We start from the raw sequence: 10,765 nt of genomic DNA, 5'->3' as shown, positions 1-10,765 counted from the left end.
CCTCGAACTCAGCGCCTGACCCAGCACCGAAGGATCACGACACGGCTACACCACTACCGGGGACTTGACCTCGCCTGGAGCGAGGCCAGTGAACTCTTCATGAGCACCGATCTGCAGGCCGCACGGTCCATTGCCGAACTTGCTTCGACCGTCGTGGGGATTCCCTGCCTCGTGATCACGGCTCTGGCGACAGCGATAGCCGCGTCGCGGAAGCCGCGTTGATCGATCGCCTCAAGGACAAGCCAGAGGGCCCGCCGCGTTACACGCAGGCGAGCCCTCCAGCGACTCCGATCAAGTCGGATTCAGAAGTCCCAGTCCTCGTCCTCTGTGACCTCGGCCTTGCCGATGACGTACGACGATCCCGAGCCCGAGAAGAAGTCGTGGTTCTCGTCAGCGTTCGGCGACAGGGCCGACAGAATCGCCGGATTCACGTCGGTCACGCTCGAGGGGAACATCGACTCGTAGCCGAGGTTCATCAGCGCCTTGTTGGCGTTGTAGTGAAGGAACTTCTTGACGTCCTCGGTCAGGCCGACCTGGTCGTAGAGGTCCTGCGTGTACTGCACCTCGTTGTCGTAGAGCTCGTAGAGCAGCGAGAACGTGTAGTCCTTGATCTCGTCGCGCTTGGCCTGGTCGACCTTCTCGAGCCCCTTCTGGAACTTGTAGCCGATGTAGTAGCCGTGCACGGCCTCGTCGCGGATGATGAGGCGGATGAGGTCGGCCGTGTTGGTGAGCTTCGCGCGGCTCGACCAGTGCATGGGCAGGTAGAAGCCCGAGTAGAACAAGAAGCTCTCGAGCAGGGTCGAGGCGACCTTGCGCTTGAGCGGCTCGTCGCCGCGGTAGTACTCCATGACGATCTGCGCCTTGCGCTGCAGGTTCGGGTTCTCGATCGACCAGCGGAACGCCTCGTCGATCTCCTGCGTCGAGCACAGCGTCGAGAAGATCGACGAGTAGCTCTTCGCGTGCACCGACTCCATGAACGCGATGTTGGTGTACACCGCCTCCTCGTGCGGGGTCAGTGCGTCCGGGATGAGCGAGACGGCGCCCACCGTGCCCTGGATGGTGTCCAGCAGCGTGAGGCCCGTGAAAACACGCATCGTGAGCTGCTGCTCACCTGGCGTCAACGTGTTCCACGACTGGATGTCGTTCGACAGCGGCACCTTCTCGGGCAGCCAGAAGTTGCCCGTGAGCCGGTTCCAGACCTCGACGTCCTTGTCGTCCTCGATCCGGTTCCAGTTGATTGCCTGGACGTGGTCGAGAAGCTGCAGCTTCTCACTCATCGGTGCTCCCTTTCAGATTCTTCATGTCGTCGAGGCAATGATCGCAGGTGTCCTTGAACACGCCTTTGTTGGTGTGGTGACGGGTGTGCGCGCTTCGTCGACTGCTGGGCATCGGCCTGCCTTTGAGCTTCTCGGATCGTCGTCGCCGACCCTCTTCACTCATGGTCTTGCCGAAGTTCGGGTCTCGCTCACCCCGCTTCTGCTCGGATAGGCGGGCTCGGGTTTCATCCGAGCGCTTGCGACCGTAGCTGGGGTGAGCTGGGCCGAACTTGCCGTAGTTGGGATTGAGTTCGCCGGTGATGGATCCCTTCCTCATGTCCGACCAACGCGCACGTTGCTCATCGCTGTGCAGTCGTCGCCCCCAGTTCGGCGAATCGGGGCCCCGTCGGTGGACTCCCGTGGGTCGCCCGCGAGCCCGCTCGCCCGCGGCCCGTCGCTGTTCTTCCGTCCAGACGTAGCCTCGAACGCCGTCTCCCCCGTCGGTGAGGTTGAGGAGCCGGTCACCGCGGTCTCGGAGAGCAGCGATCCAGCGCCGCTCCGCCTGGAATAGATCTGTCAACGAATCGCTCATCACCAGCTCCAGCGACTCGAAGTACACCGATTCCGGGTTCTCGTACTTGCGGAGCCAGTCGTACACAGGACGTTTGCGTCCTTCTCTCGCCGCCTTGAAATGCTGCTTCCGCCGGGAAGAGACCGTTCGTGTCGTCATGCCGACGTAGCGATACTCTGTCGACCCGATCTCCCGCACGCCGTACACGACGCCGGCGAATGGCCAGCCCGCGTTTCGCGACGTACGGGAGATCTCGGTCAACAGAACCGCATCCTTAGGTCAGAGCGTGCAGCTGACGCACTGATCCATCGACGTGCCCTCGAGGGCCATCTGACGCAGGCGGATGTAGTAGATCGTCTTGATCCCCTTCTTCCACGCGTAGATCTGAGCCTTGTTGATGTCGCGGGTCGTCGCCGTGTCCTTGAAGAACAGCGTGAGCGACAGGCCCTGGTCGACGTGCTGCGTGGCCGCCGCGTACGTGTCGATGACCTTCTCGTAGCCGATCTCGTACGCGTCCTGGTAGTAGTCCAGGTTCTCGTTCGTCATGAACGGCGCCGGGTAGTAGACGCGGCCGAGCTTGCCTTCCTTGCGGATCTCGATCTTCGACGCGATCGGGTGGATCGACGACGTCGAGTTGTTGATGTACGAGATCGAGCCGGTCGGCGGCACCGCCTGCAGGTTCTGGTTGTAGATACCGTGCTCCTGGATGGAGGCCTTCAGCTCGCGCCAGTCGTCCTGCGTGGGGATGTGGTGGCCGGCGAAGAGCTCCTTGACCTTCTCGGTCTGCGGCACCCAAGCCTGCTCGGTGTACTTGTCGAAGAACTCGCCCGAGGCGTACTTCGACTCCCAGAACCCGTCGAACACCTGCTTGCGCTCGATCGCGAGCCTGTTCGACGCGCGCAGCGCGTGGAACAGCACCGTGTAGAAGTAGATGTTCGTGAAGTCGATGCCCTCTTCCGAGCCGTAGTAGACGCGCTCGCGGGCCAGGTAGCCGTGCAGGTTCATCTGGCCGAGGCCGATGGCGTGCGACTTGTCGTTGCCGTCCTCGATCGAGCGGACCGAGCGGATGTGGCTCTGGTCGCTCACCGCGGTGAGCGCGCGGATCGACGTCTCGATGGTCTTGCCCAGGTCGGGCGAGTCCATCGCGAGCGCGATGTTCAGCGAGCCCAGGTTGCAGGAGATGTCCTTGCCGATCTGGTCGTACGAGAGGTCCTCGTTGAGCGTCGTCGGCGTGTTCACCTGCAGGATCTCGCTGCAGAGGTTCGACATGTTGATCCGGCCCTTGATCGGGTTGGCCCGGTTCACCGTGTCCTCGAACATGATGTACGGGTAGCCCGACTCGAACTGGATCTCGGCGAGCGTCTGGAAGAACTTGCGCGCGTTGATCTTGGTCTTCTTGATGCGCGGGTCGTCGACCATCTCGCGGTACTTCTCGGTGACCGAGATGTCGCCGAAGGGCACACCGTAGACGCGCTCGACGTCGTACGGCGAGAAGAGGTACATGTCCTCGTCGTTCTTGGCGAGCTCGAACGTGATGTCCGGCACGACGACGCCGAGCGACAGCGTCTTGATGCGGATCTTCTCGTCGGCGTTCTCGCGCTTGGTGTCGAGGAACTTCATGATGTCGGGGTGGTGCGCAGAGAGGTACACCGCGCCCGCGCCCTGACGCGCGCCGAGCTGGTTGGCGTAGCTGAACGAGTCCTCGAGCAGCTTCATGACCGGGATGATGCCGCTGGACTGGTTCTCGATCTGCTTGATCGGCGCGCCGGCCTCGCGGATGTTCGACAGCAGCAGGGCCACGCCGCCGCCGCGCTTGGAGAGCTGCAGCGCGGAGTTGATGCCGCGCGCGATGGACTCCATGTTGTCCTCGATGCGCAGCAGGAAGCAGCTGACGAGCTCGCCGCGCTGCGCCTTGCCGGCGTTGAGGAACGTGGGCGTCGCGGGCTGGAAGCGGCCCGAGATGATCTCCTCGACGAGGTTCCACGCGAGGTCCTGGTCGCCGTCGGCGAGCGCGAGGGCCGTCATGACGACGCGGTCCTCGAAGCGCTCGAGGTACCGCTTGCCGTCGAAGGTCTTCAGCGTGTAGCTCGTGTAGTACTTGAAGGCGCCGAGGAACGTCTCGAAGCGGAACTTCTTGCCATAGGCGAAGTCGTTGAGCTTCTCGATGAACTCGAACGGGTACTTCTCGATGACCGCGGCCTCGTAGTACTCCTTCTCGACCAGGTAGTCGAGCCGCTCGCGGAGCGAGTGGAAGAACACCGTATTCTGGTTGACGTGCTGCAGGAAGTACTCCCGTGCGGCGCGCTTGTCGGCGTCGAACTGGATCTTCCCGTTCTCGTCGTACAGGTTCAGCATCGCGTTCAGGGCGTGGTAGTCCAGGCCCTCGAACTTCGCGTTGTGCTTGAAGTCGGCTTCCGTGGTCACCGCTGCTGCTTCCACCATCGTTCCAATCCGTCGCTGACGCGATCGACGTCGTCGGGTGTGCCGAAGAGTTCGAGCCGATACAAGTGGGGCACGTGGCACTTGCGGCTGATGATGTCGCCGGCGATGCAGAAGCCTTCGCCGAAGTTGGTGTTGCCGGCCGAGATGACCCCTCGGATCCCCCGGCGGTTGCGTTCGTCGTTCAGGAAGCGGATGACCTGCTTCGGCACCGCTCCCCGCCCGTCTCCCCCGCCGTAGGTGGGGGTGACGAGCACGTAGGGCTCGTCGACGACGAGGGGCTCGTCGCCGCGGTGGAGAGGGATGCGCCGGGCCGGCTTCCCGAGCTTCTCGATGAAACGCGCCGTGTTGCCGGACACGCTCGAGAAGTAGACCAGGAGCGGAGTCTCCGTGTCGGCGACTGTCGCGGCGGTCATCTCATCTCCCTCTCGGTCGCCGTTCTCGTCGAAGGGCGCGCGAGCGCCGTTCAGGCGAGACGGGCGGCGAGCTCGTCGATCTTGTCCGGGCGGAAGCCCGACCAGTGGTCCTCGTCCGTGATCACGACGGGAGCCTGCATGTAGCCGAGGGCCTTGACCTGCTCGAGAGCGGCCGGGTCCTGAGAGAGGTCGAGGACCTCGTAGTCGATGCCCTTCGAGTCGAGCGCGCGGTACGTGGCCGTGCACTGGACGCAGGAAGGCTTCGTGTAGACCGTGATCGCCATGGCGCTTTCTTCCCCCTTGTTACGTGTGCTGCCCGGCGCACCTCCGCCGGGACCTCAATACTACATATGGGTGCGGACATTGAGGGTCACCACTAGGACTAGTAGTTACACGGTTGTCATTTTCCACCGTTCTCCACCGCTCCACCACAGGTCCATCCACCGATCCGTCCACAGGCGGGACCCCGTGCGAGCGCCCCGCGATGGCCGGGAAATCGCGGTTCGCGCGCTGCACGAGACCGCCTCTCCACAGATGGAACGCTAGGGCGGGCCTCCGACATCCCACAGGGTGTGGAATCGGCCCCTCGGCGTGTCGCGGCGTGTCGCGATCGGGCGCTCCGCAACGGCCCGGGAGCACCCTCGGATGGCCCGCTCATCGGGCGTTCCCACGGGTCCGGCGAGATAGCGTGAGGACGTGTCGTCCTCCGCCTCCGCCTATCGCGAGCTCGCCCGCACGCCGGGCGTCATCCGCATCATCGCCGCCCAGCTCACGGCGCGGTTCCCGTCGGGCATGGTGAGCCTCGGCATCCTCATCCACATCGAGCACATGACCCACTCGTACGGGGCGGCCGGGACGGTGCTCGCCGCCATGTCGATCGGCCAGGCCGTCGCCGGCCCGATCACGAGCCGCTGGATGGGCCGCTGGGGCATGCGCCCCGTGCTCTCGCTGCTCACGCTCGTGTACGCCGCGACCCTGACGGCCCTGGCCCTGGCGCCGCTGCCCGTGCCGGTGCTCGTCGCGCTCGGCCTGATCGCGGGCCTCGCGACGCCGCCGGTCCAGTCCGCGGTGCGCACGATCTACCCCAAGCTGGTCAACTCGCGGCAGCTGACCGCCCTGTACTCGCTGGACGCCTCGCTGCAGGAGCTGATCTGGGTCGTCGCTCCCGTGCTCGTCACGTTCCTGGCGCTGCAGATCTCGTCCGTGGTGGCGCTGCTGGCCGTCGTGCTCATCGCGCTCCTGGGCGGCGCCTGGTTCATCTTCTCCCCCGAGGTGGGGCGCGTCCGCATCCCGCGGAGCCGGGCGGCGTTCGGACGCGTCCTGCGCAAGCCGACCGTGATCCTCACCACCTCGATCGGCCTGCTGTTCATCGGCGCGACGGCCGCGATCGAGACCGGCATCGTCGCGACCTTCGGCGAGGGCGGTCTCGAGTCCGGGCTGGTGCTCGCGGCGTACGCCCTCGGCAGCCTGGCGGGCGGCCTGGGCTCCGGCGGCATCCCGATGAGCCCGTGGTCCACGGCGCGCCGGCTCTGCATCGTCGCGCTCGGCAGCGCCCTGACGCTCGTGTGGCTGGGCAACCCGTGGTGGCTCGGCTTCGCCCTGTTCGTCGCGGGTGTCGGCTTCGCGCCGGCCCTCGCCTCGATGCTGGCCGCCACGTCCGCGAGCGTCAAGTTCAGCGAGACCGCCGAGGCGTACGGCTGGATCAACACGGGCCAGCTGATCGGGGCCGCGCTCGGCTCGATGATCGGCGGGTTCGCGATCGACGGCACGGGTCCGGTCGGCGCCTACTACGTCAGCATCGGGATGGTCGTGCTGGCCGCCGTCGTGGCCGCCGTGTTCCATCGCGGCTTCCCCGACCTGCGGCACCGCGACGCCTCCCCCATCCCCGACACCGAGCAGGTGCCGGTGATCACGTGACGGTCCTGCCTGCATAGGCTGGGCGCATGACCGCACGTCCCGCTCCCGTGACCCTGCCCCGGCTGCACTGGGGCGATCCGTCGTCGCCGCGCCGCGTGCTGCTGGTGCACGGCCTGGGCTCGTCGGGCGCGCTGATGTGGCGCTACGGCGTCGCGCTGGCGGAGGACGGCTGGTCGGCCACCGCGGTCGACCTGCGCGGGCACGGCGACGCGCCGCGCGCCCTCGACTACACGATCGCCGCGTACGCCGCCGACCTCCGCGGCGCGCGGCCCGAGGGCGGGGACGCCTGGGACCTCGTCGTCGGCCACTCGCTGGGCGGGGCGTCGAGCACGCTGGCCGCCGCGGACGCCCCGGACTGGACCCGCCGGCTGGTGCTCGTGGACCCGGCGATCTTCCTGCGCGACCGCGACGCCGGCATCGTCCGCCGCAGCCAGGAGCGCGCGTTCGCCGACAACCGTGCCGAGGCCGTGCGCGAGGAGCACCCGCACTGGCACCCGCACGACATCGAGCTGAAGGTCGACGCTGTGGCGCGCGGCAGCCGCTGGGCGGTCGAGCAGACCAGCGCGCAGAACAGCCCGTGGGACGTGCGCGAGGCAGCCGCCCGCCTCACCGTGCCCACGCACGTGATCGGCTCGGACCCCGACGTCTACAGCATCTTCGACGGCGAGCTGGCCGACGAGGTGCTGCGTGCGAACCCCGCCCTCACCATGTCGGTGGTGCGCGGGGCCGGGCACTCCCCGCATCGCGACAAGCCCGAGACGACCATGCGCGCGCTGCGCGAGGTGATCGCGCGGTGACCGGGGCCGGCGCCTTCGATCCGCGGGACGTCCTGACCGACGAGCTCGTCGAGCGGATCCGCTCGCGCGCCGCCCGCGTGGACGCCGACAACGTCTTCCCGGACGAGGACCTCGCCGAGCTGCGCGACGCCGGATACCTGCGCGCACTGGTGCCCGCGGATCGCGGCGGGCTGGGGCTGGGGCTCACCGAGGTCTCGGCGCTGCAGCAGCGTCTCGCGGAGGCGGCGCCCGCGACGGCGCTCGCAATCAACATGCACCTGGTCTGGACCGGCGTCGCGAAGGTCATGCAGGATCGCGGCATCGACGATCTGCGATTCGTGCAGGAGGGCGCCGCGGCGGGCGAGGTCTTCGCGTTCGGCATCAGCGAGGCCGGCAACGACCTGGTGCTGTTCGGCAGCGACACCGAGGCCGCCCCGCTCTACGACGGCTCCTACGCGTTCACGGGCACCAAGATCTTCACGTCGCTCGCCCCGGTGTGGACCCAGCTCGGCGTGCACGGTCTCGACACCTCCTCTCCCGACGCGCCGCAGCTCGTCTACGCGTTCCTGGCGCGCGACGAGCGCGTGGTGACGCGCGACGACTGGGACACGCTCGGGATGCGCGGCACGCAGAGCCGCACCACCGAGCTGCACGGGGCGGTGGCTCCCGCCGACCGCGTGGTGCGACGCGTCGCCGCCGGCCCGAACCCCGACCCGATCGTGTTCGGCATCTTCAGCGTGTTCGAGGTGCTGCTCGCGTCGGTCTACACGGGCATCGCGCATCGCGCGCTGGACCTCGCGGTCGCCGCCGCGCAGGCGCGCCGATCGAAGAAGACCGGTCGCCCGTACAGCCAGGATCCGGACATCCGCTGGCGCATCGCGGGCATGGCGCTGGCGTACGACGCGCTGCCGCCCCAGCTCGCGTCGATCGCCCGCGACGTCGACGAGCGCGTGGACCACGGAGCCCGCTGGTTCTCGCTGCTGTCCGGGCTCAAGCACCGCGCGACCGCGACCGCCAAGCAGGTCGTCGACGACGCGATGCTCGTGGCGGGCGGCTCGTCGTTCTTCGCGGCCAGCGAGCTGTCGCGTCTCTACCGCGACGTGCTCGCGGGCGCGTTCCATCCGTCCGACCCCGAGTCGGCGCACGCCACCGTCGCGACGGCCTGGCTGGGCCCGCTCGAGGGCTGAGGTCAGCGCCCGTCGAAGTCGAAGGCCCGCAGCAGCTCGGCCACGGCCTGCTCGCGCTCGGCGTCGCCGTGCTCGAACATGTGCGTCACGTGGGTGCGCAGGTGGTTCTCCAGCAGCAGGCGGTTGAGGGACTCGAGCGAACGCTGGATCGCACGGGACTGCGTGATGATGTCCATGCAGTAGTCCTCGTTCTCGATCATCCGGCCGAGACCGCGCATCTGCCCCTCGAGGATGCGGGTGCGATGCAGAGCGCGCTTCTGGATGTCTTCGATCACGCTCACGAGCGTACGCCGGGTTGACCGGGAGGGGCGTGCGAGGATGGCCGACATGGCACGCACCCCCGTGGAGCTCCTGTCGGCTGCGGACCAGGAGCGCCTGTTCGCGCTCCGGCGCATGAAGGCGGTCGCGCTGGGGGCGCTGATCTTCATGGCCGTGCTGTTCGTCGTCGGCTTCGCGCTCCAGGACCGGATGCCCGCGCTGGCGTACCTGCGCGCCGCGGCAGAGGGCGGGATGGTGGGCGCCCTGGCCGACTGGTTCGCGGTGACGGCGCTGTTCCGCCGGCCGCTAGGGCTGCCCATCCCCCACACGGCGATCATCCCGACCCGCAAGGACGAGATCGGGCGGAACCTGGGCGAGTTCGTCGAGACGAACTTCCTCGAGGCCGAGGTGGTGCGGCGCAAGCTCGCCTCCACGCCGATCGCCGCGCGCCTGGGAGCCTGGCTGCGCGCGCCCGAGCATGCGGAGCGGGTGGCGTCCGAGGGCGCGGCCATGGCGCAGGGCGTGCTGCGCGCGCTGAGCGACGACGACGTGCAGGATGTCATCGAGTCGCTGGCGCGGGAGCACCTGATCGAGCCCGGGTGGGGCGAGCCGCTCGGCGGATGGCTCGAACGCGTGATCGACACGGGGGCGCACCACGGCGCCGTGGATCTGGCCGCCGACACGGTCGCGGCCTGGCTGGACGCGAACCCGGAGGTGTTCCAGGGCCTGGTGTCGCGTCGCCTGCCCTCGTGGGTCCCGTCGATCGCCGCGCGGCTCGTTGACCACACGGTGTACAACGAGGCCGTCGCGTTCGTCGGCGCGCTGCGCGCCGACCCTCGTCACCCGGCCCGCGGCGCGATCGACGACTACCTCGCGCGACTCGCGTTCAACCTGCAGCACGATCCGGTCACCCGCGACCGCCTCGAGCAGGCCAAGGCGACGCTCTTCGACAGCCCACGCGTGCGCCGCCTCGCGGCCGAGGCGTGGGGCGCCGCGAAGCAGGGGCTGCTGCGTGAGCTCGACGAGCCCGGGAGCGCACTGCGGACGCGCGCGCGGGATGCGCTCGTCGAGATCGGCGAGCGCCTGCAGAACGAGCCGTCCCTGCGCTCGCGCGTGGACGACTGGGTGACCGACGCCGCCGTGTTCCTCGTGGAGCGCTACCGCAGCGACATCGCGTCGCTCATCACCGAGACGGTCGAGCGCTGGGACCCGCAGGAGACGACGGAGAAGATCGAGCTCATGGTGGGCCGCGACCTCCAGTACATCCGGCTCAACGGCACGGTCGTCGGCGCGCTCGCGGGGCTCGTGATATTCACGATCGCGCACGCCCTCCTCGGCTGAGCCGTCAGTCGACGCGCTCCACCCGCCCGCCGGTGAGCCTCACGAGCTCGTCGAAGGTCAGCGGGAAGACGGTGTGCGCCGTCCCGGCGGCGGCCCACAGCTGCGGGAACCGCGCGAGATCGGCGTCGACGATCGTTGCGATCGGCGCCGGATGGCCCGTCGGAGCGACGCCGCCGATCACCTGACCGGTCGCCTCGAGCACCTGATCGGCCGTCGCGCGCCGGATGCGCCCCGTGCCGAGCCGCTGTGCCAGTGCGGCCGTGTCGACCCGGTGCGCACCGCTCGTCATCACCAGCAGCGGGGCATCGTCGCACCAGAACACGAGGCTGTTCGCGATCGCCCCGACCTCCACGCCAAGAGCGACCGCGGCCTGGGCTGCGGTGGCGGCCGCGTCGGGGAGCACGACGATCTCCGCATCGATCCCGGCCTCGGAGAGGCGCTGGGACACGAGCACGCTGCGCGGATGGAGTTCGGTGGGCATGCGCTCCAGTCTAGAAACGCAGAACGCCCCTCCGCGCAGGCGGAGGGGCGTGAAACGCAAGAGGGCCACCCAGCGTTGGGTGGCCCTCTCGTAAAGGAAGTCCGGCGGTGTCCTACTCTCCCA

The 10,765-nt window shown here is 68.1% G+C and carries 12 protein-coding genes; 5 read left to right on the top strand and 7 right to left on the bottom strand.

The genetic code is table 11. The features are described 5' to 3' along the window. Positions 1–222 (top strand): hypothetical protein (locus ACYVGN_RS10420; RefSeq protein ID WP_460790627.1); only part of this gene is annotated, 222 nt, incomplete at its 5' end. Positions 223–302: 80 nt separating this feature from the next. On the opposite strand, the gene nrdF is transcribed toward ACYVGN_RS10420, so the two are convergent. Genes nrdF through nrdH form a run of 5 tightly spaced genes read right to left on the bottom strand, consistent with a single transcriptional unit; the run spans position 303 to position 4,966 of the window. Next, complete coding sequence (gene nrdF, locus ACYVGN_RS10415; protein WP_055990831.1) at positions 303–1,277, bottom strand: class 1b ribonucleoside-diphosphate reductase subunit beta; 975 nt, start codon at positions 1,275–1,277, stop codon at positions 303–305. Then, positions 1,270–2,088 (bottom strand): NUMOD3 domain-containing DNA-binding protein, encoded by an 819-nt coding sequence (locus ACYVGN_RS10410; protein WP_460790624.1) that lies wholly within the window; start codon positions 2,086–2,088, stop codon positions 1,270–1,272. The genes nrdF and ACYVGN_RS10410 overlap by 8 nt, the downstream gene beginning before the upstream one ends. A gap of 18 nt (positions 2,089–2,106) precedes the next feature. Further along, positions 2,107–4,269 (bottom strand): class 1b ribonucleoside-diphosphate reductase subunit alpha, encoded by a 2,163-nt coding sequence (nrdE, locus tag ACYVGN_RS10405; protein WP_055990835.1) that lies wholly within the window; start codon positions 4,267–4,269, stop codon positions 2,107–2,109. After that, positions 4,248–4,682 carry a class Ib ribonucleoside-diphosphate reductase assembly flavoprotein NrdI gene (gene nrdI / locus ACYVGN_RS10400; RefSeq protein WP_055990839.1) on the bottom strand — a complete coding sequence of 145 codons (435 nt, stop codon included), beginning with the start codon at positions 4,680–4,682 and terminating at the stop codon, positions 4,248–4,250. The genes nrdE and nrdI overlap by 22 nt, the downstream gene beginning before the upstream one ends. 50 nt (positions 4,683–4,732) lie before the next feature. Beyond that, a complete protein-coding gene (nrdH, locus tag ACYVGN_RS10395) occupies positions 4,733–4,966 on the bottom strand; it encodes a glutaredoxin-like protein NrdH (RefSeq protein ID WP_055990842.1) in 234 nt (77 codons plus the stop codon). Between the two features lie 412 nt (positions 4,967–5,378). On the opposite strand from nrdH, the gene ACYVGN_RS10390 reads away from it, so the two are divergent. From ACYVGN_RS10390 to ACYVGN_RS10380, 3 genes are read left to right on the top strand one after another with little or no spacing between them, the layout of a single operon-like run. Continuing rightward, on the top strand, positions 5,379–6,599 hold the full coding sequence (locus ACYVGN_RS10390; protein ID WP_327040473.1) for an MFS transporter: 1,221 nt from the start codon (positions 5,379–5,381) through the stop codon (positions 6,597–6,599). A 26-nt stretch (positions 6,600–6,625) separates the two neighbouring features. Then, positions 6,626–7,396 carry an alpha/beta fold hydrolase gene (locus tag ACYVGN_RS10385; protein ID WP_460790621.1) on the top strand — a complete coding sequence of 257 codons (771 nt, stop codon included), beginning with the start codon at positions 6,626–6,628 and terminating at the stop codon, positions 7,394–7,396. Further along, entirely contained in the window at positions 7,393–8,562 is a 1,170-nt protein-coding gene (locus ACYVGN_RS10380) for an acyl-CoA dehydrogenase family protein (protein WP_460790619.1), read from the top strand. The genes ACYVGN_RS10385 and ACYVGN_RS10380 overlap by 4 nt, the downstream gene beginning before the upstream one ends. Positions 8,563–8,564: 2 nt before the next feature. On the opposite strand, the gene ACYVGN_RS10375 is transcribed toward ACYVGN_RS10380, so the two are convergent. Further along, entirely contained in the window at positions 8,565–8,837 is a 273-nt protein-coding gene (locus ACYVGN_RS10375) for a metal-sensitive transcriptional regulator (RefSeq protein WP_055990851.1), read from the bottom strand. A gap of 52 nt (positions 8,838–8,889) precedes the next feature. Between ACYVGN_RS10375 and ACYVGN_RS10370 the strand changes: the two genes are divergently transcribed. Further along, positions 8,890–10,161: a DUF445 domain-containing protein gene (locus tag ACYVGN_RS10370; RefSeq protein WP_134746190.1), complete on the top strand. Its 1,272-nt coding sequence runs from the start codon at positions 8,890–8,892 to the stop codon at positions 10,159–10,161. Between the two features lie 4 nt (positions 10,162–10,165). On the opposite strand, the gene ACYVGN_RS10365 is transcribed toward ACYVGN_RS10370, so the two are convergent. Next, on the bottom strand, positions 10,166–10,642 hold the full coding sequence (locus tag ACYVGN_RS10365) for a YbaK/EbsC family protein (RefSeq protein ID WP_460790629.1): 477 nt from the start codon (positions 10,640–10,642) through the stop codon (positions 10,166–10,168). Positions 10,643–10,765: the final 123 nt, after the last annotated feature.

This window comes from Microbacterium lacusdiani (assembly GCF_054779895.1).
This window is presented reverse-complemented; position numbering and strand designations above follow the sequence as displayed.